Raw genomic sequence first — 18,783 nt, 5'->3', positions numbered from 1 at the left:
GTGGCCCGGCGACGGCGGGACGTCAGGCCGGTCGAAAGCGGGCCGTTGGGATAGAATTATGGTCGGAACGGCCAATGTGAACTCATGCGATTGTACATCGATACGGCGTCTGAGGAGACCGTCCGCGAGTACCGCTCGAGTGGCGTTATCGACGGCGTGACGACGAATCCGTCGCTCGTCGCCTCGACTGACGTCTCCTACAGGGCGACGATCGAACGGCTGTCCGAAGCGATCGACGGACCCGTGTTCGCGCAGGTGATCGCCGACGACGTCGAGGGAATGGTGGCCGAGGGACGGGCGTACGACTCGTGGGGACCGGACGTAATCGTAAAGATCCCGGCGACGCCGGCGGGCTACGAGGCCCTCGAGCGACTCAGGGCGGAGGGCATCGAGGCGGGAATTACGGTCGTCTTCTCGATCGCCCAGGCGGTGTTGGCGGCGAAAAACGACGCCACGTTCGTCGCACCGTACGTCGGGCGACTCGAGGACGCTGGCGAGGACGGGATCGACGTCGTCACGGGCATGCAGGAGACGTTCGACGCCTACGGCTTCGAGACGGAACTGCTCGCGGCGAGCGTCCGAACGCGGGCACAGGCGACGAAGCTCTACCGAGCGGGCGTCGACGCCGTGACGTTGCCACCGGAGACGCTCGAAGCGCAGTTTCACCACCACAAGACGGCCGAGGGAATCGCAGGCTTCGACGACGACTGGGGCGACCGCTCGAGCCCGGTCGCGGATCGATCCGGTGAGTGACCGTGCCCGGAGAAATCCTCGTCGCCGGGGACACGCTCGTCGACTTCCTGCCGAACCGACCCGGCGAGATCGCGGACGTCGACGCGTTCGAGCCGAAATTCGGCGGCTCGGCCGCGAACGTCGCGATCGCACTCGAGCGACTGGGCTTCCCACCGCTGTTCTGGACCCGCCTCGGCGGGGACGGGTTCGGCGACTTCCTGGCGGGGAGACTGGACGAGACGGCGATTTCCGATCGGTTCGTCGTCCGCGATCCGGAGGCAAAGACGACGCTTGCGTTCGTCTCGAACGACCGGGACGGCGAGCGCCGGTTCGACTTCTATCGGGCGGATACCGCCGACACGCGCATGCAGGCAGGGACCGTCCCGGACGAAGCGCTCGCGGACTGTTCGTGGGTTCATCTCACCGGCGTAACCCTGAGCGTCGAGCCAAGCCGGACCGCGACGCTCGACCTCGCCGAGCGAGCCAGCGCACAGGGGTGTACCGTCTCGCTCGATCCGAACGCCCGCCCGGAGATGTGGGACGGCCCGGCGGAGTTCGAGCGCGTCCTCGCCGACGCACTCGAGCGCGTCGACGTGGTGAAAGCGAGCACCGAGGACCTCGAACTGGCCGGCTTCGAGGCTGACGCGCCGATCGATCTCGCCGAGGCGGTGACCGACCGCGGTCCACAGACGGTCTTTCTGACGCTCGGGACCGAGGGTGCACTCGCGTACGGAACCGCGGAGAGTCCGATTCCCGGGCGCACGCGCCACGAGGGGTACGACGTCGACGCGGTCGATACGACGGGGGCCGGCGACGGCTTTCTCGCCGGTGCGATCGCGTCGATCGTCGCCGGCTGTACGGACCCCGAACGGGTGCTCGCGACGGCGAACGGCGTCGGGGCGGTGACGACCACGCGGAAGGGGTCGGTCGCCGCGCTCACGGGAGTCGGCGCCGTTCAGTCGCTCGCGGGATCGCTTCCCTGGGAGTGATCCCACGGCGGCTACCGGAGGTATCGTCCGCGGAGTCAGCGACCGAGGGGGCCACCGGCAGTAACGAAGGGGTAGCTTTATTCGATTTTCCGCCCATGGTCAGCACATGACGGGAACTGCGTCATACGACTTTAGCGACGAAACCGCGCTCGTAACGGGATCAACAAGCGGCATCGGTCGCGGAATCGCCGAGGCGTTCGCGACGGCGGACGCGAACGTGATCGTCAACTCGCGAACCGAATCGGACGTCGAGACCACCGCGACCGAACTCGAGGAGTACGGCGACGGCGACGTCGTCGGCGTCGCGGCTGATCTCTCGGAGACGTCGGAGATCGAGCGCCTCGTCGAGTCGGCCGAAGCGGCCCTCGGCCCGATTACGATCCTCGTCAACAACGCCGCCGTCTGGCCCGAGGAGTCGTCGATGGTCGAGGCCGATCTCGAGGAGTGGGAGTTTACGATGGCGGTCAACGTCCGCTCGCAGTTTTACGCCTCGAAGCTGGTCGCCGAACGGATGCTCGAGGCGGACGTCGCGGGGTCGATCGTCAACGTGACCAGCCAGACCGGGGATCGGCGAACTGGCGGCCGCGGGATCTACGGCGTCTCGAATACGGCGGTAAACGGCCTCACGTGGCGGATGGCCCACGACCTCGCACAGGAGGGGATTCGAATGAACGCCGTCTCGACCGACGTCACCGAGACCCGCCAGCTCCGCTACGAAGCCGACCAGATCGCGGCGGACGATCCGGACCGGACCGGCGAGGACGTCCTGGCCGAGTGGGGCGAAGCCCGTCCGCTGGGTCGGCTCGGACAGCCACGCGACCTCGCAGACGGCGTCCTGTTTCTCTGTAGCGACCGCGCCGAGTACGTCGTCGGGGAGATTTTGCGGGTAAGCGGCGGCGGCAACCTCGAGTAGTCATACGGTCTGCTGTCAGTCATTTCCGGTGCGACCGCGATCCATCCTGCGGTCACACCGGTAAATCGGTACAGCAAACCGTATGAGTCGTCACTGGAGGACGTATCGGTCGGCGAGAAACAAAAGAGACGGCGAGTCGGACGTTACGGACGCGTTCCGGTCGTCATCATGTGCTCGAGTTCGTCCTGGGTGACCTCGTCGGTCGGGACGGCGTCGACGATCTGGCCCTGGTGGAGCACGGCGACGCGGTCTGCAAGCGAGAACACCTCGTCCATGCTGTGGCTGACGATGATGATCGTGTGGCCGTTTTCTTTCAGGTTCTGTACGGTTTCGTGAACCAAGTTCGTTGCGTCCACCGAGAGCGCGCTCGTGGGTTCGTCGAGGATAACGACCTCTGGATTGAACGCGAGCGCGCGGGCGATGGCGACCAGTTGCCGTTCGCCGCCCGAGTGGAAGTCGACCTCTGCGCGGGGGTCGATATCCCGTTTGAGGTGAGTCTTGATGATCTCTCCGGCCTCCTCGTACGTCCGATCCCAGTCGATAATCTTCAGTGGACCGAGCTTGCGCACAGGGAAGTTCCCGATGAAGATGTTCGTCGCAACGTCGAGATCACCCATCAACGCGAGGTCCTGGTAGACGGTTTCGATGCCGATGTCGCGGGCGTCCTCGGGGGTCGAGAACGAGACCGGCTCGCCGTCGTAGTAGATCTGGCCCTCGGTCGGTCGGTGGTTCCCACAGAAGACGTTCATCAGCGTGGACTTGCCGGCCCCGTTGTCGCCGACGAGCGCGAGGATTTCGTTCTCTTCGACGGCCAGATTGACGTCCTCGAGCGCGACGATCCGTCCGAACAGCTTCTTGACGTTCTGGACCTCGATCTTCGAGTCGACCTGGCGCGGTTCGGATTCGACGGACGATTGATCACTGGAACTCATTTTAGGCCACCTCCGCGGAGAGGATCCGCTGGCGCAGGCGCGCTTTGGTCGTGTACAGCAGGATGGCGACGAGCAACACGAAGCCCTCAACGACGCCGATGATCGTCGGATCGGTACCGGCGACGTTCAGCGACGTCTGGATGAGCGAGAGCAACAAGACGCCACCGAAGGCACCCATCAGCTTCCCGCGACCGCCAAAGAGGCTGATCCCGCCGATAATCGCCGCGGCGAACGCCGGGAACACCATGTCGTCCGCGATGTCCGGCGGGACGCCGCCGATGAATCCGATGAGCATCAATCCGGCGAGCGCAGAAAAGAGCCCGCTCATCGTGTAGACGGCGATGATGATGCCGTCGACGTTGATGCCGACTTCGCGTGCGGACTCCTTGTCGCTCCCGACGGCGTACACCGCCCGTCCGAAGTTGGTGTACTTGAACATCACCGAGATCACCAAGAACGAGGCGAGGAGGATACCGACGGCGACCCCGACGGTTCCGCCCGGAAGGAGGAAGCCCTCCGGGAGGCCGAACACCGGCTGGGTCGTCAACGCGAGTTTCCCGCCGCCGAAGATGATCAGGAACGCCAACGTTTGCAAGAACGGGTTGACGCCGAACTTGGCGATGAAGACCCCGTTGAGCATGCCGATGAACGAACCGACCGCGACGATGAGCAGGATGCCGAGGATCGGATCGCTGATCACCCCCCAGGGACCCATCACCATCGCCGTAAAGACGGCGGAGAAGCCGGCGATCGAGCCGACCGAGAGGTCGAAGTGACCCGAGAGTAGACAGATACTTTCGGCCAGTACGATCAGCCCGAGCGGAACCATCGCGTACACCATAAGCCGGATCGTCGGCACGTTGGTGAACACCGACGGAACGGCGACGAGAACCACGAGTGACGTGACCAGCAACACCGGCCATATCATGTTCTCGAGCAGTATTAACGCCGTATTCCCGGATAGAACGTCGAAGTGCTTTGTGACTCTATTTTGAAAACTCATATATAAACGAATAACCCTGCTGGTTAGTTACTGTTCTGCTTCCGCGTCTTCGCCCCAGATGTTGCCCCAGAGCTGGTCGTCGTTGACGTTATCCTGGGTGATCGTGATCGCCTGGGTCAGGACGTGTGGGTGGCCGTCGCGTTCCTCGACCATCGCCGGCGCCCAGATCGGCTCCGACCACAGCTCCTGGCCGATCTCGTCGATGTAGGTGGGCTCGATCACGATGTCGTCTTCGGTCACCTCGTCTCCGGGTTCGGGGACCGAATCCTCGCCGTCCTCGATGTAATCGAGACACTGACGCATCGCCAGTGGCACGTAGAAGTAGTTCGGCTGGTCGACGGCGGCGTAGATGTAGCCGTCCTCGATCAGCGGGTGAATCTGTGGCCCGCCGTCGGGCTGGGTCAACACGATGTGGCCGTCCTCGCCGAAGGGAACGGACTGATCGAGCTGTTCGAGCGCGCGGTGGGTTCCGTAGCCGGAGGTCATGTTCGACGAGTAGATACCATCCGGCGTATCGTTCGCGCTCAACCAGTCCAGCGCGACCGACTGGGCGCTTTCGGCCGTCCACTCGGACTCGAGTTCCGCGACGACTTCCACATTATCTTCCTCGTCCATCCGGTCGATGAAGCCGTCAGTCCTGGCGTTTCCGGCCTGGGTGAACGGGCCGCGAACGTGTAGAACTTCGTAGTCACCGTCGCCGCCATCCTGTTCTTCGAAGGCCTCGAGCATCAGGTTCGCACACTCCTCGCCGGCGAGGTAGTTGTCGAACCCGGTGTACGTCGTGATCGCGTCGGTCGTTCCCGGATCGTTCGCACAGAAGACGGGGATCCCCGCCTCCTCGGCGTCTTCGATGGCACTGTCGACGGCTTCGTCGAACGGTGCGGCGACGATCCCGTCGAAGTCCTCCGCGATGAACTGCTGGATGTGTTGGATCTGTTCGGCGGTGTCGTCGTCGTGAATTCGGATGTCGACGTCGACGCCTTGTTCTTCGGCGTACCACTGTCCGGCTTCGAAGAACGCGGCGACCCACGCGCCACCGGAGATGTGCTGTGAAACACCGATCCGTGGCCCGTCGCCGTTCCCGCCGTTGCCTCCGTTGCCGTTCCCGCCGTTGCCTCCGTTGCCGTTCCCACCGTTGCCGTCCCCGTTTTCGTCTCCGAGACAGCCAGCGACCCCGAGGGCACCGAACGCAGTAACCGCTGCGATGTACTCTCTCCTGTTAACCTGTGGCATACACGACTGTATTGAGCGGTTCGTCACTTAATACTTTCCACAACGACCGCTACTTGTCAATTTGAGAACATAAGGCGGGAGAAACCGCCGACGTCCATCGCCACCCAACCCAGATCGGACGATCGAGCGGCCGATTTCTGTGATCGGGTGGTCGCGGACGGAACACGAACGAACGCACACGAACCGGAACCAGGCGCCGCGGTTCGTCTCAAGCCGTACTACATCTTTATTTCGGAGACGGACGAACTCGCGAGCGGAAATGAAGTGGATCGACGCACACACCCACACCTGGGGACCGAATCGCGCGGAACTACCCTGGCGAGCGGAGGTGGTGCCGCCAGGATGGAGCGGGCCGTACACGCACCAGAACCTGATCGAGGACATGGATCGCGCCGGCGTCGACGAAGGCGTCATCGTCACCACGCCCATGTACGGACGAGGGTCGCGGGCGAACGAGTACACGATGCGAAGCATCGAGGCCCATCCCGACCGCCTCTACGGCGTCGGGCTGATGGAATTTTTCCCCGAGGATCCCGACGACGCCGTCGGCCACCTCGAGCGAGTGACGGGCCACGACCGAATGCTCGGCGTCCGGATGCACGCCGCCCTCGAGTACGAAGAACACCCCTCAGAGATCGATCGCGACGGTGACTGGATCTCCGACGACCGACTCGAGGCGGTCTGGCGGGCCGCCGGCGACCTAGATACGAGCGTGTTCGTGTTCCCGAAAGCCGAGCAACTCGAGCAGGTCGCAACGCTTGCGGAGCGCTATCCCGACACCTCGATCGTCGTCGACCACATGGCCTGGCCCGACGAAACCACCGACCCGAACGAGCCGCCGTGGACGACGTTCGAAGCCGTCGCCGAACGCGAGAACGTGGCCGTCAAGGTGAGTTCGATCCCCCGGTCGGCCGACGAACCCTGGCCCTACGAGTCGGTCCACGGCTACGTCGAGAACCTCCTCGAGTGGTTCGGGCCCGAACGGCTCATGCTCGGCTCCGATTATCCATGGATGGACGACTGGGCCGACTACGAGTCCTGTCTCTCCTGGATCGAAACCGTCGAGACGCTCTCGCGTCGCGACCTCGCGTTTCTCACTCACCGCACGTTCGAGCGCGTTCACGGCTAGGGCCGGATCCCGGCCCCGCTCGAGGCTCCGAGTCACGACCCCGTTGACGTCACACCGACCACTGTTACACCGGCCGCCATCACACGACTACTGTACACCGGCCGTCGTCACACCGATCGCATCAGGGCTCGAACGACCAGAGTTCCTCCATGTAGGGAATCTGCTCGTCCGAGTCGGCGTCGACGTCGACCCCCTCGGTTTTGAACTGCGCGACGTGACGTTCCCACTCCGCGACCGCCGGATCGTCCGCCATCACCTCGTCGTAGGCCGAAATATCCTCGGCCTCGAGGATGCAGACCGCGATGTCGTCGCGGACGTAGAGATCGAACCGTTCGACCCCCGCCCGTTCCATGGCGTCCGTCACGCCGTCGGGAACGTCGTCGTGGGCGGCCACGTACTCGTCTCGTCGATCCGGATCGATTCGCTGGAGATACACCGCACGTTCGAGATCGTCCGTCATCGTCCTGGACTCACTCACCCCGAGGTCGAAAACGTTTCGCCGACGCCCGTCGCGCTCGCCACGAACCGGACAGCTCGAGCGCCGCCGAACGGAAACAGTGAGATCGCGGATCTATCCGCGATCCTCGAGGAGCGTCGCCGACCGCCAGCTTTCGTACCACGCGGTCGCCGGGTGGTAGTCGGGTTCGACCCCCGGTGGCTCCGGTCCGATCGGCTCGTCGCCGGCCTCCGGCGCGGTCCGTTTCTCGTACCAGAGCCCCGCCGGGCCGTGAAATCGGGGGACGCACTCGAGAAACCGGTCGTGCCACTCGCGGACCGTCTCCACCGCCGGATCGTCGCGAGCGGCGGCCCGGTCGGCGAGTACCGCGGACGCGCCGATCGCTTCCGCCAGCGCCCAGCCGTAGCGATCGGCGACCGACGTCTCGCCGTCCGCGTCGGCCGTGTAGACGAAGCCGTCGCCGGTCCAGCCGAGATCGACCGCGGCCTCGAACAACTCGAGACCGCGGCGGTACCAGTCGGTTCCGGCCGACGTGGGCGCTCCGTACCGATCGAGAAGCGCGAGGAACTTCGCCCACTCGGCGTGGTGACCCGGAAGATATCCCGGCGGGCGAAACTGGTCGTCCGGGCGATCCTCGTTGTACGCGAAGTCGTGGTCCCACTCGTCGGTGTAGTGTTCCCAGAGCAGGCCGTCCGTCTCCGCCGCCAGGTCGACCGTGATCCGGCGGGCGATCGTTGCCGCCCGCTCGAGAAAGCGTTGCTCGGCGGTCGCCTCGTAGGCCGCGAGATAGCCCTCGCAGGCGTGCATGTTGGCGTTCATGCCCCGGTACGGTTCGCGTTCGGACCAGTCGGACTCGCAGTCGCTTCGCAGGAGGCCGTTCGACTCGAGGAATCGATCCTCGAGGAGCGCCGTGACGTCCTCGAGGCCGGTTCGCGCTCCTTCGAGGCCAGCTTCCGTCGACCGCGCGTACGCCGTCAGCGCGAACGCGTGAGCGTACGCCGACCGCGTGCGGTCGACGGGGGCCCCGACCGGGTCGACGCACAACCGATAGCCACCGGTTTCGTCGTCGCGATGAGCCGTCTCGAGAAATCGGAGGCCGTGGGCCGCCGCGTCCGAACACCACGCGGGACCGTCGACGAGCGACCCGAGCGAAAACAGAATCGTCGACCGGCAGGTCGCGACCAGATGGCGACGACTGTCGTCGAACGGATCACCGGTGTGGGGATCGAGGAGTCGAAATCCCCGATCTGATCGAGCGTCCGGGTACTGGCATCTGAGCGTCGCCAGGAGGCGTGCTCGGTAGGCGTACGCGTCGGATTGCATGGTCGTTCATCGGACGCGCGACCAGATAAGTGCGCCAGGTTCGGAACCGCGAGGTTCACCACGTCGGCTCGTGATCCTCGGCGACCGTCGACGGATCGACGCGACTGCGTTCGTTCCAGGACTTGTACGTCGCGTTCGCGAGCCGGAGCGTCTCGAGGTTATCCTGGACGTGTGTCGGCGGCGTCTCGCCCGTCTCGATCGCCTCGAGCAACGACCCCATCGTGCCGACGAACGCGTCGGGGAACCAGGCGTCGGAGATCTCGTAGCGCTCTCCCTCCGAGTCGCCCGCGGCGAGGAACTCGAAGGTGTCCGGACCGCTCTCTGGATAGTGATCGAAGAGGCCGATCGTCCCGCGAACCAGTCCCTCCGTGCCCTCGAACCGGAACCGGGCGTAGGGATCCGCCCAGTTGTTGTGGTTGACGTCGATCGTCGCCCGTAACTGGTCGGGGTACTCGAGGACGTGAAGCGTGCGCGTCTCGCCCTCGGCGGGCTGGCTGGGAACCTTCGCCATCGTCGAGGAGACGCCGACCGGATCGCCGAAGAGAGAGCGCATCGCGTCGAGGTAGTGGATGCTGTGGAACATCACCTCGAGGCGGGGCGACTCGAGCATCCAGCCCCAGTTCGACCAGTCGGTCTCGATGTTGACCTCGATCGTCGCCCGCAGGGGCGTGCCGAGGGCCCCCTCCTCGAGCAGATCCGAGACGGCACGGATCGACTTCTCCCAGCGCATCTGTTGGTTGACGGCGGCAACCACGTCGGCGTCGGCGACACGCTCACAGATTCGCTCGGCCGCCTCGAAATCGTCGGCGAGGGGTTTCTGACAGAGGAGGTGACAGCCGGCGTCGACGACCGTATCGACGATCTCCGGCTGGAACCGTGGCGGAACGGCGACGTCGACGACGTCGACGTCCGCGACCATCGTCTCGAGGTCCGGATAGGCGACGACGTCGAACCGATCTGCGACCTCGGTCGCCCGTTCGGCGTTCTCGTCAGTGACGCCGGCGACGGAGAAGCCGGCGGCGTCGTACGCCGGGAGGTGGGCGCTCTCGACGATCTCGCCACAGCCGACGATGCCGATCTCGAGGCCGCCGAGACCGCTGTACCGTTCGGTGTAATCCCTGGTCGGATCGACCATACCGCCCCATTGAATCCCGATCGAATAATACGTTGTGCTCCGCGGGCGATCCCTGAGGCCGTATTCAGGCGACACACGCCGTCGTATTCCGGCGACCTATACCGTCGTATTCGGACGACCCACACGCTTATGTGGGCCTCGAACCCACTCGATACTGAGACGCATGGACGCACCAGCGAAAGACACCGACAGGTACTTCGAGGAGATCGAGGAGGGCGAACGATACTCGGTGGAGGATGGCCGAACGATCACGGAGGCGGACGTCGTCAACTTCGCCGGCATCAGCAGCGATTTCCACCCGCTTCACATGAGCAAGACGGTTGGCGCCGACTCCGATTTCGGCGGGCGGATCGCCCACGGGAACCTCGTCTTCTCGATCGCGGAGGCGATGGTCGCCGACATGAATCCGCGATCGTTCTCCTACGGCTACGACTCGCTTCGGTTCATCAAACCCGTCCTCATCGACACCACGATCTCGGCCCACCGGGAGGTCGTCGAGACCGAACCTCACTCGGAGGACCTCGGGCGGGTCGTCTACGAGTACACCGTCGAGGACGAAGACGGCGAGACGTTGCTCGCGTGTGAACACATTACTCTCGTCGAACGCGAGTAATCAGTAATTGCGCCAACGGGGCGGCGCTCACGCGATTTCTCGGAGACGCTGGTCACTCGAGGTGAGAATCGTCAACCCGAGGGGAGTGCGCAGGTCGTCGGCCCGCTCGGCGACGCGCTACTCATACGGTTTACTGTAAGTCATTTCCGGCACAACCGCGACCCGAGCGGCGGTTGTACCGGTAAATCGTTACAGTAATCCGTATCACTCGAGGAGCTCGTCGGCCCGCTCGGCGGCGCGTTCGAGCGCTTCCTCGGGCGTCGCGGACCGCTCGACGACGGCTTCCCCGACCATCTCGTCTATAATTTCGTTGAGTTCGACGTACTGTGGAATCCCCGGAAGCGTGTTGACGGCGCTCGCGTTGGTCTCCTCTAGCACCGAGTAAAAGGAGTTCGCACGCAGGACATCGGGATCGCGCCAGGTCGAAAACCGGGTTCCGGAGGCCCCCTCGAGTGTCGTGATGCGGTCGCCTTCGGGGCTCGTCGCATGGCGTATAAACTCGTAGGCGAGGTCGGGGTGTTCGCTTCCGGCGGGGACCGTCAGGCCGTAGAGCACGGTAAGCGAGGTGTGAACACCGGCCTCGGTGTCGGCTCGGGGAATCAGTCCGTAGTTGGTGTGACCGAACACCGCGGAGTCGGGCGACTCGGCCATCGCGCCGAAGCCAGCCCAGTTCCACATCATCGCCGCCTTCCCGTCGGCGTACCACTGTCCCGCTTCGACGCTCTCGAGGTCGACGGATTCCGGCGGAGTGACCTCGTGTTCGTGGATCAAGTCGTGGTAGAACGCGAGTGCGTCCCGACCCGCTTCGGAGTCGAACGCCGGCCGACCGTCCTCGTCGAGCACCTCCCCACCGCGGCTCCACAGTTGAATGAGGAAGTCGTAGACGTCGTTGTGGCCGTCCGGAAGCGCCGCGACGACGGTTCCCCACAGGTCCTCCTCGGGCCGGGTGAAGAACTCGGCGACCTCGAGGAACTCCTCCCAGGTTCGGGGGACCGCCAACGGACGGCCGTACTCGCGTCTGAACGCGCGCTGTTCGGCGACGCTTTCGAAGAGGTCCTCGCGGTAGTGAAAGATCTCCGGGCCGTCGTGGTAGGGGACGCCGTAGACGGTCCCGTCGTAGGTGACGAGGTCGCGCATGCTGTCGGCCCACCCCTCCGGCCAGTCGACCGGCGGCGTCTCGGCGACGCGCCCATCGAGCGAGCGCAGGTGGCCCGCGTCGGCGAGCGCGGGGAGCCAGTCGCTCAGACAGAGGAAGAGATCGTACGTCCCGTCGGCGATGTCGCCCGTCTCGACCAGTTCCTCGTGGATCTCCGGCAACGGCCGGTGGTCGCGGACGAACTCGACGTCCCGGTCCGACTGTTCCGCGAACGACGCCATCTGGCGCTCGAGGGCGCGCTCGAACCCCTCGAAGGGTCTCCCGACGAATCGAAGCGTTGGCATGGCCCACAGTTCGTGGGCGAGAACAAGAAGATTACGGGGCAGGGGGATTTCGGCCGCCGACTACGCGGATTCGCGGTCCGAGTCGAAGACGCGTCGCCGGTCGGCCTTTCCGGTCCGCGTTTCGGGCAGTTCCTCGAGGAAGACGAACTCTCGGGGCACCTTGTAGGCGCCCAGGCGCTCGCGGACGAGCGACTCGAGGTCCGCCCGGAGCGACTCCCGTTCACTCTCGGTCGAGGGGACGGATGGCGCGCCCTGCGTAACGACGGCCGCCGCGACCCGTTCACCCCGGTCCTCGTCGGGTAACCCCGCGACGATTGCGTCGGCGACGGCGTCGTGGTCGGTCAGCGCCGTCTCGACCTCGAGCGGGCTGATCCGATACCCCGAGGAGACGATCAGTTCGTCGGCTCGGCCCCGGTGAAAGAGGTAGCCGTCGTCGTCCCTGACGGCCAGGTCGCCCGTATCGAGGAGGCCCTCGTCCAGGTACGCGGCCTCGGTCGCCTCGGGGTCGTCGTAGTACTCGAGAAAGCAGACCGGATCGGGCGTGCGTAAGGCGATCCTACCGAGGTCGCCGTCGGGAACCGGAATGCCGGATTCGTCGACGAGAACGACGTCGTGTCCGGGGTAGGGTTTCCCCATCGCCCCCTCCCGGACCGGGTAGGCCCCCTGGCAGTCGCCGACGAGCGCGTTCGCCTCCGTCTGGCCGTAGCCCTCGTTGACGACGACGTCGAGCGTCGATTCCGCCCACTCGGCGAGCGACGGCGGGAGGCGCTCGCCGCCGCAGGTGATCGCCTCGAGGGCCTCGAGGTCGGCGTTGGCGGCGACGTCGGCATCGCGAATCCGGCGGAGCGCCGTCGGCGGGAGAAAGGCACACTGGACGGCCTGAGACTCGAAGATGCCAAGCGAGCGCACCGGGTCGAATCCGCTTCGTCGGTGGTGGGCGACGACCGTTCCCGAGAGCGCGAGCGTCGGGAACACGACGTTGAACAGCGCGCCGGCCCACGCCCATTCGGCGGGAGTGAAGACGCGACTCGCCGCCGCCTCCTCGGGGTCGAACAGTTCAAACCAGCACTGATAGCCCGGGAGCGAGCCGATCAGGTACCGGTGGCCGTGGACGACGCCCTTCGGCGCACCCGACGTGCCGGAGGTGTAGAGCACGAACGCGGGATCGTCGGGCGTCGTGGCCGGAAACTCGAGCCGACTCGACGGCTCCGCCACGGAGGCGAGATCCGCGAGTCCGCCCAGTCCGTCGTGTCCGGGTGCCGGTTCCGGGTCGACGACGAGCGCCCCATCGAGCGCCGGGTTCGAAAGCGCGCGAGCGCGCTCGGCGTCCACGACGAGGCGGGCGGCGTTCGCGTGCTCGAGGGCGTGGGCGAAGTGGTCCTCGCCGACGATCATCGACAGCGGGACGACGACCGCCCCCAGACGGAGGATCGCGAGTTGGGAGACGAGCAACTCCGGCGACTGGGGCAGGCAGACGGCGACCCGGTCGCCGCGGTCGACGCCGCGGTCTGCCAGGCCCGCGGCCACGCTCCGTGTCGCCTCGCGCAGGGTGTCGTAGGTAAGGGCCGTCTCCTCGCCCCGCTCGTCGACGTACCGGAGCGCGATCGCCTCGTCGGTGGCGTCGAGACAGGTCTCGGCGACGTTGAACCGCTCGGGGAGGTCCCACTGGAACGTCGGCCAATCGTCGTCCCGCGCCGGATCGGAGAGGTCGTAGCCGATCATTCCTCGAGTGCGTCCTCGACGAGGCGGGCGACGTAGTAGTCGGTCCAGATCAGCTCCGTATTGGTCGCGTACTCGCCCGGAGCGTTGAAACAGCCCTGTTCGACCGCGCCGTAGTTCGGGGCGTCGGGGTCGGTCTCGAGATACGTCGAGAGCAGCGAGTCGAGGATCGTCTCGCCGTAGGCTCTGAGCGCGGCGGTGTCGTCGCTCTCTGGCAACGCGAGCAGGCCGTCGGCGACCAGCGCCGCCGCGCTCGTATCCCGGGGCGTGTCCTCGTCGACCGGCGCCGCCAGATCCCAGTAGGGAACGCCGTCGGCGGGCGAGCGCTGTCGGTAGTAGCCGACCGTCCGCTCGAGCGCGTCGAGATACCGGCCCGCCCCCGTTGCGGCGTGCGCGCGGGCGAGCCCCGCGACGTTCCAGCCCTGTCCGCGCGACCAGCAGGTTTCCTCGGAGTGGGCAAGTTCGTTGTACTGGCGTTCGAGCCCACCGTCGTCGTCGAAGACGGCGTGGTGCCACGTCCGCCCATCGTCGCGGACGTACCAGTCGAGGTGTCTGTCGGCGTGCGAGATGGCGGCGTCACGGAACCGGGTGTCCCCGGTTTCCTCGTAGGCTCGCCAGAGGACCGTCACAGCCGTGTAGACGTTGTCGACCGCACCGATCCGGTTACCCGACGGGCCGTGGTCGCTCTCGGGGCCGCGAAACTGCTCCGGCCCCTTGATGTCGAGTTCGCCGAGCGGGATCTGTCGGGCACCCTCGTGGAACGCGTCGGCCATCGCGTCGGCTCCCTCGAGGCCGATGCCGTACAGTCGCCGGTCGCCGGTCCGGTCGTATCCGTCGAAGCCGGCGTAGCAGAAGTTCATCCCGCAGAACATCGACGTTCGCGGCATGTACTCGTGGACGGTCTCGGTCGCCGATCTGGCCGCCCGCTCGTATCGATCGGCGTCATCCTCGTCGCCCGTCGCGAGCGCCGCATCTCTGGCGAACCAGAGCAGGCCGATCCAGTGGCCCCCACACCAGTTTCCGTTCGGCGTCGTCTCCCACGTCGACCCATCGCGGACGTAGGGGAACTCGTCTCCCACCTCCGCGAGCGTCGCATCCACCCGTTTACGTAACGCTTCCCTCGCCTCGAGAAGCGTCGATTCCGAGAGTACCATACGCTCCGTAACTCACTCGAAGTACATCAATACTCGTACCCAAGGTGGCGTGCGAGAACCGGTGGGCCGCCGAACGCGGTAGTGCGGCGACGGAAACTATAGGTGCTCCCGAGGACAGGCCAACACATGGCACTGCCACTCGACGGTATTCGAATCGCCGACTTCACGCAGATGATGCAGGGGCCGTGGGCCACCCAGAAACTCGCCGACATGGGCGCCGACGTCGTCAAGATCGAACGGGTCGGGGGCGAGTGGGAACGCTTCCTCGAGGCCGGCGGGGAGACCCTCGACGGGACGAGCCCGTTTTTCCTCGCGATGAACCGGAACAAACGGAGCATCGAACTCGATCTCAAAAGCGACCGCGGCCGTGAGATCGCACTCGAGTTCGCCGCCGACGCGGACGTCGTCGTGGAGAACTTCAGGCCGGGCGTAATGGAACGGTTCGGTCTCGATTACGAGACGATCCGCGAACGAAACCCAGACGTGATCTACGTCTCGGCATCGGGGTTCGGTCCCGACGGCCCTTACGTCGACCGGCCCGGACAGGACCTCCTCTTGCAGTCGATGAGCGGTCTCGCGCGGTACACCGGCCGCCGGGACGATCCGCCGACGCCCGTCGGGACGGCGATCGTCGACGAACACGCGGCGTCGCTGATCGCGCTTCACACCACGATGGCGCTCTTTCATCGAGAGCGAACGGGCGAAGGCCAGCGCGTCGACGTCGATCTCTTCAGCGCCGCGCTCGACTTGCAGTGTCAGGAACTGACCGCAGTGCTCAACATGGACCAGGAATTCGAGCGAAGCGAAGAGGGGATCGCCCAGGCCTGGCTCGATGCGCCCTACGGCATCTACGAGACGGCCGATGGCTTCGTCGCTATCGCGATGGCGCCACTCGAGACGGTCGCCGACGCCCTCGATCTCCCGGCGCTCGCCGAGTACGACGACGAGGACGCCTACGAGCGACGCGACGAGATCAAGCGAACCCTCGAGGCCGAGACCCGCTCCAGAGAGAGCGACGAACTCGTCGAGACGTTGCTCGCCGTCGACGTCTGGGTCGCACCCGTCAACGACTTCCACGACGTTGCCGAGGACCCGCAGGTCGCACACAACGAGATGCTGATCGAACTCGAGCATCCAAACGGCGAGACGTTCACGACGACCGGATTCCCAGTCGACTACTCGAAGACGCCCGCGGCCGTTCGGTCGAACCCGCCGGAAGCGGGCGAACACACGGCCGAACTGCTCGCCGAACTCGGTTACGACGGTGACGACTACGACCGACTCGCCGCTGACGGCGTGGTCGGCGCCGGCACCGACGAGTAAGCGATCGGTCGCCGATCACCACGACGTCACGCAGACGTCGCGAAGCGGACGGGCGAGCGGAATGTCGATCTGACCGCCGGAGTGATGCGAGAGGTAGAAGGCGATGATGATCTCGAGCGATCGGGTCGCCTCGTGGCCCGTCGAGCCGTTCTCGGCGCGTCCGTCGAGGACGTCGACGATGTGGTCGGCGGCGTTCGCGAACGATCCCTTGTAATCGTCCTCCCAGGTCCAGGCGTCGTCGATCCCTGGGAGTGGCGCTTCGACGTGCTCGCCGTCCTCCAAGCGCCAGTAGCGCCACTCACCGTCGTCGTTGTTCATGTAGAGTTTCCCTTCGGTGCCGATAAACGAAAACGTCATCGACGAGACGTCCCGCGGGATCGTACAGTCGATCGTAACGAACGTGCCGTCGTCCATGACGACGTAGCCGCCGCCGCCCGCGTCGTCGACGGTCCGGTCCGCGTTGAGCGAGTCGACGGCCTCGTTCTCGCCGGTGATGTGACCCGCGACGCGTTCTGCGCGTGCATCGAGCAGGTAGACGAGCGTATCGAGTAAGTGCGTCGAGTTCCGCAACAGTTCCATGCGGAACTGGCTACTGACCGACTGGACCTCACCCAGCAGGTTCTCCTCGTGAATCAATTCGTGGAGTTGCTGAAGTTTGTCGGTAAAGCGAAACGAGTGGTTCACCACCAGTTCGGTGTCGGTCTCCGCACAGACGTCGACCATCTCCGCGGCAGCGCTGACCTCCGAGGCGATCGGTTTCTCACACCAGACGACCGACGGGTCAGCCGCCGACCGAGCGGCATCGACGACGTGTCGATGGTGCAAGTACGACGGCGTACAGACGGAGACGACGTCGAGGTCCTCGGCCTCGAGCATCGATTCGTGGCCGACGTAGCGTCGATCCTCGGGGATCTCCCAGGCCTCGCCGAACTGCTCGAGTTTCGCCTCGTCGACGTCGGCGACCGCGACGAGTTCGACGTCGGCGGCGGCGTCGTAGCCGCCCGCGTGACTCGCCTCGATCTTGCGTCGCCCGATGTCTTCGGGGTCGTGCATTCCGAGAATTCCCATACCAGCGATACCTCCCGTGCCGATGATTCCTGCAGTGTAGGTCATGTCGTTCACTCGTAGACGTGGACCGATCCGGTCGTGTTCTCCTCGATGTACTCCCAGTCGTAGTCGACGCCGAGTCCCGGCCCGGCGGGAATCGTCACTCGGCCGTTGTCGTCGACCGTATCGATCATATCCGAGTACTCGCAGTCGTAGACCGGTGGCTGGGTGTTTTGACAGTCCGGATGGACGAGCGCGAGCTCGTAGTAGTTGGTGTTGCGCGTTGCGGCGATACAGTGGCGCTGGGCCGGGCCAGGGGCGTGGAACTCGACGTCGAGTCCGAACCCTTCGGCGACGCGGACGATCTTCATCGCGCCCGTAATTCCAGCGTCGTACTCGGGATCGGCGCGAACGAAGTCCGTCGCGCCGCTGGCGATGAAGTCCGTGTGGGGCTCGAGCCCGCGGACGTGTTCGGTTTGGAGGATCGGCGTCTCGAGCTTCTCGCCGAGTTTGCCGTGGGCGTGCTGGGAGATGCCGCCGTCGCGGTAAGGGTCTTCGTACCAGAAAAAGCCGTTCTCGTCGAGCGCGCGGCCGACTTTCAGCGCGTCGGCGAACGTCTCGTACTCGCAGGCGGGGTCGAACATCAGGTCCATCTCGTCGCCGACGCGGTCGCCGACGGCGTGAATGGAGGCGATCTCGCGCTCGATGTCCCTGCTGGCGTCCGCACCACCCCAGCCGTGGATCTTGTACCCCGGATACCCCATATCGCGACACTCCTCGGCGAAGTCGGCGAACGCCTCCGGCGAGTCAAGCCCGCCGTTTTCGTCGCCGTGATACGTCGAGGCGTATGCCGGAATATCGCTTCGGTACGTCCCGAGCAGTTCGTGAATCGGGGCGTCGTAGTACTTCCCGGCGAAGTCCCACAGCGCGATGTCGATCGGCCCGATCCCCATCCGGTCGTACTTTCGGAGCGCGCGCTTGATCTCGCTCCAGTGTTTCTCACGCTCGAGCGGATTCTTGCCGATGAGATAGTCGGCGAACATGTTGATCTGGGCGGCCGCGGGAGAGTTCCCACCGACGTACTCCCCGGTCGTGCCCTCGTCCGTCTCGATCCGCAGACCGAACAGCTTCCGCCACGTCGTCTCACCGGGATCGTAGACGAGATTGAACCCGTTCTCGTCGGTTCCGATATCCTCGAGCGGATACCGAAATTCCCGGCTCTCGATTCGCGTGATTGTCGGGCCCATACCTACGACCTCTGATCCAGCAACCATAAATCCACCTACTGGCGGCTACGTCGGTCGAATCAGAGGCGAAAACACACCGCTCCAGCCCGAGAGCGGAGGATTCAGTCATCGTGAACACGCCACGGTCGGCGCAGTTTTCGTTCAAATCCGATCGAACGGGTAGATGCCGCCCATCCGACCGAATTCGGACGAATTCCGGACTCTCACGCACAATTGGTCGTCGTCCCGCCGCCCGGCCGACGACGAGGCCCCGACGACCGTGTTCAGTAATTCTGAACGCTGGGAGGAGCATGGAGAGAGGGAAACACTATTACGAACGTACGTCTGTAATACACAAAATCAACAGAGACAACGAGGCGGTGGTTCCCCGATCACGCGTCGGGTTCGAGCCGTC

General features: G+C 65.2%; 17 protein-coding genes. 6 read left to right on the top strand and 11 right to left on the bottom strand.

Annotation, left to right across the window (positions count from 1 at the left end; translation table 11 throughout):
• The first annotated feature begins 84 nt into the window (after nt 1-84).
• The 3 genes from AB7C87_RS21575 (at nt 85) to AB7C87_RS21565 (ending at nt 2,634) form a co-directional block, all read left to right on the top strand.
• Nucleotides 85-753 carry a transaldolase family protein gene (locus tag AB7C87_RS21575; RefSeq protein WP_369731586.1) on the top strand — a complete coding sequence of 223 codons (669 nt, stop codon included), beginning with the start codon at nt 85-87 and terminating at the stop codon, nt 751-753.
• Nucleotides 754-755: 2 nt separating this feature from the next.
• Nucleotides 756-1,721, top strand: a complete 966-nt coding sequence (locus AB7C87_RS21570; RefSeq protein WP_369731585.1) for a carbohydrate kinase family protein — start codon at nt 756-758, stop codon at nt 1,719-1,721.
• Between the two features lie 106 nt (nt 1,722-1,827).
• Nucleotides 1,828-2,634, top strand: coding sequence for an SDR family NAD(P)-dependent oxidoreductase (locus AB7C87_RS21565; RefSeq protein WP_369731584.1), 807 nt, complete (start codon nt 1,828-1,830; stop codon nt 2,632-2,634).
• 143 nt (nt 2,635-2,777) lie between these two features.
• Here AB7C87_RS21565 and AB7C87_RS21560 read toward each other — a convergent pair whose 3' ends face one another.
• The 3 genes from AB7C87_RS21560 to AB7C87_RS21550 all read right to left on the bottom strand — a co-directional run bounded on the left by AB7C87_RS21560 (nt 2,778) and on the right by AB7C87_RS21550 (nt 5,802).
• Nucleotides 2,778-3,566, bottom strand: coding sequence for an ATP-binding cassette domain-containing protein (locus tag AB7C87_RS21560; protein ID WP_369731583.1), 789 nt, complete (start codon nt 3,564-3,566; stop codon nt 2,778-2,780).
• 1 nt (nt 3,567) lies between these two features.
• A complete protein-coding gene (locus tag AB7C87_RS21555) occupies nt 3,568-4,494 on the bottom strand; it encodes an ABC transporter permease (protein WP_369731582.1) in 927 nt (308 codons plus the stop codon).
• A 102-nt stretch (nt 4,495-4,596) separates the two neighbouring features.
• Nucleotides 4,597-5,802: a sugar ABC transporter substrate-binding protein gene (locus AB7C87_RS21550; protein WP_369731581.1), complete on the bottom strand. Its 1,206-nt coding sequence runs from the start codon at nt 5,800-5,802 to the stop codon at nt 4,597-4,599.
• A gap of 259 nt (nt 5,803-6,061) precedes the next feature.
• Here AB7C87_RS21550 and AB7C87_RS21545 point away from each other — a divergent pair, with 259 nt between their 5' ends.
• Complete coding sequence (locus AB7C87_RS21545) at nt 6,062-6,931, top strand: amidohydrolase family protein (protein ID WP_369731580.1); 870 nt, start codon at nt 6,062-6,064, stop codon at nt 6,929-6,931.
• A 121-nt stretch (nt 6,932-7,052) separates the two neighbouring features.
• Here AB7C87_RS21545 and AB7C87_RS21540 read toward each other — a convergent pair whose 3' ends face one another.
• The 3 genes from AB7C87_RS21540 to AB7C87_RS21530 form a co-directional block, all read right to left on the bottom strand.
• Nucleotides 7,053-7,391 (bottom strand): L-rhamnose mutarotase, encoded by a 339-nt coding sequence (locus AB7C87_RS21540; protein ID WP_369731579.1) that lies wholly within the window; start codon nt 7,389-7,391, stop codon nt 7,053-7,055.
• A 111-nt stretch (nt 7,392-7,502) separates the two neighbouring features.
• Nucleotides 7,503-8,711 (bottom strand): AGE family epimerase/isomerase, encoded by a 1,209-nt coding sequence (locus tag AB7C87_RS21535; protein WP_369731578.1) that lies wholly within the window; start codon nt 8,709-8,711, stop codon nt 7,503-7,505.
• A gap of 55 nt (nt 8,712-8,766) precedes the next feature.
• On the bottom strand, nt 8,767-9,846 hold the full coding sequence (locus AB7C87_RS21530) for a Gfo/Idh/MocA family protein (protein WP_369731577.1): 1,080 nt from the start codon (nt 9,844-9,846) through the stop codon (nt 8,767-8,769).
• Between the two features lie 163 nt (nt 9,847-10,009).
• Between AB7C87_RS21530 and AB7C87_RS21525 the strand changes: the two genes are divergently transcribed.
• Nucleotides 10,010-10,459, top strand: coding sequence for a MaoC family dehydratase (locus tag AB7C87_RS21525; protein WP_369731576.1), 450 nt, complete (start codon nt 10,010-10,012; stop codon nt 10,457-10,459).
• Between the two features lie 204 nt (nt 10,460-10,663).
• On the opposite strand, the gene AB7C87_RS21520 is transcribed toward AB7C87_RS21525, so the two are convergent.
• Genes AB7C87_RS21520 through AB7C87_RS21510 form a run of 3 tightly spaced genes read right to left on the bottom strand, consistent with a single transcriptional unit; the run spans nt 10,664 to nt 14,772 of the window.
• Complete coding sequence (locus tag AB7C87_RS21520; RefSeq protein ID WP_369731575.1) at nt 10,664-11,899, bottom strand: ABC transporter substrate-binding protein; 1,236 nt, start codon at nt 11,897-11,899, stop codon at nt 10,664-10,666.
• Nucleotides 11,900-11,959: 60 nt separating this feature from the next.
• Nucleotides 11,960-13,621: an acetate--CoA ligase gene (locus AB7C87_RS21515; protein ID WP_369731574.1), complete on the bottom strand. Its 1,662-nt coding sequence runs from the start codon at nt 13,619-13,621 to the stop codon at nt 11,960-11,962.
• Nucleotides 13,618-14,772 (bottom strand): glycoside hydrolase family 88 protein, encoded by a 1,155-nt coding sequence (locus AB7C87_RS21510; protein WP_369731573.1) that lies wholly within the window; start codon nt 14,770-14,772, stop codon nt 13,618-13,620. Before AB7C87_RS21510 ends, AB7C87_RS21515 begins: the two co-directional genes overlap by 4 nt.
• 126 nt (nt 14,773-14,898) lie before the next feature.
• On the opposite strand from AB7C87_RS21510, the gene AB7C87_RS21505 reads away from it, so the two are divergent.
• Nucleotides 14,899-16,095 carry a CaiB/BaiF CoA transferase family protein gene (locus AB7C87_RS21505; protein WP_369731572.1) on the top strand — a complete coding sequence of 399 codons (1,197 nt, stop codon included), beginning with the start codon at nt 14,899-14,901 and terminating at the stop codon, nt 16,093-16,095.
• Between the two features lie 15 nt (nt 16,096-16,110).
• Here AB7C87_RS21505 and AB7C87_RS21500 read toward each other — a convergent pair whose 3' ends face one another.
• On the bottom strand, nt 16,111-17,208 hold the full coding sequence (locus AB7C87_RS21500) for a Gfo/Idh/MocA family protein (RefSeq protein WP_369731571.1): 1,098 nt from the start codon (nt 17,206-17,208) through the stop codon (nt 16,111-16,113).
• A gap of 5 nt (nt 17,209-17,213) precedes the next feature.
• Entirely contained in the window at nt 17,214-18,389 is a 1,176-nt protein-coding gene (locus AB7C87_RS21495; RefSeq protein WP_369731570.1) for a mandelate racemase family protein, read from the bottom strand.
• Nucleotides 18,390-18,783 lie beyond the last annotated feature (394 nt).

The sequence above is a fragment of the Natrarchaeobius versutus genome (genome assembly GCF_041205745.1).
GTDB classification, from domain to species: Archaea; Halobacteriota; Halobacteria; order Halobacteriales; family Natrialbaceae; genus Natrarchaeobius; species Natrarchaeobius versutus.
This window is presented reverse-complemented; position numbering and strand designations above follow the sequence as displayed.

Bases quoted from the DNA above. Each gene is read 5' to 3' on its own strand.
- AB7C87_RS21575 (WP_369731586.1), top strand. From the start codon at position 85: ATGCGATTGTACATCGATACGGCGTCTGAGGAGACCGTCCGCGAGTAC.
- AB7C87_RS21565 (WP_369731584.1), top strand. From the start codon at position 1,828: ATGACGGGAACTGCGTCATACGACTTTAGCGACGAAACCGCGCTCGTA.
- AB7C87_RS21560 (WP_369731583.1), bottom strand. From the start codon at position 3,566: ATGAGTTCCAGTGATCAATCGTCCGTCGAATCCGAACCGCGCCAGGTC.
- AB7C87_RS21555 (WP_369731582.1), bottom strand. From the start codon at position 4,494: ATGATATGGCCGGTGTTGCTGGTCACGTCACTCGTGGTTCTCGTCGCC.
- AB7C87_RS21550 (WP_369731581.1), bottom strand. From the start codon at position 5,802: ATGCCACAGGTTAACAGGAGAGAGTACATCGCAGCGGTTACTGCGTTC.
- AB7C87_RS21545 (WP_369731580.1), top strand. From the start codon at position 6,062: ATGAAGTGGATCGACGCACACACCCACACCTGGGGACCGAATCGCGCG.
- AB7C87_RS21540 (WP_369731579.1), bottom strand. From the start codon at position 7,391: ATGACGGACGATCTCGAACGTGCGGTGTATCTCCAGCGAATCGATCCG.
- AB7C87_RS21535 (WP_369731578.1), bottom strand. From the start codon at position 8,711: ATGCAATCCGACGCGTACGCCTACCGAGCACGCCTCCTGGCGACGCTC.
- AB7C87_RS21530 (WP_369731577.1), bottom strand. From the start codon at position 9,846: ATGGTCGATCCGACCAGGGATTACACCGAACGGTACAGCGGTCTCGGC.
- AB7C87_RS21525 (WP_369731576.1), top strand. From the start codon at position 10,010: ATGGACGCACCAGCGAAAGACACCGACAGGTACTTCGAGGAGATCGAG.
- AB7C87_RS21520 (WP_369731575.1), bottom strand. From the start codon at position 11,899: ATGCCAACGCTTCGATTCGTCGGGAGACCCTTCGAGGGGTTCGAGCGC.
- AB7C87_RS21515 (WP_369731574.1), bottom strand. From the start codon at position 13,621: ATGATCGGCTACGACCTCTCCGATCCGGCGCGGGACGACGATTGGCCG.
- AB7C87_RS21510 (WP_369731573.1), bottom strand. From the start codon at position 14,772: ATGGTACTCTCGGAATCGACGCTTCTCGAGGCGAGGGAAGCGTTACGT.
- AB7C87_RS21505 (WP_369731572.1), top strand. From the start codon at position 14,899: ATGGCACTGCCACTCGACGGTATTCGAATCGCCGACTTCACGCAGATG.
- AB7C87_RS21500 (WP_369731571.1), bottom strand. From the start codon at position 17,208: ATGACCTACACTGCAGGAATCATCGGCACGGGAGGTATCGCTGGTATG.
- AB7C87_RS21495 (WP_369731570.1), bottom strand. From the start codon at position 18,389: ATGGGCCCGACAATCACGCGAATCGAGAGCCGGGAATTTCGGTATCCG.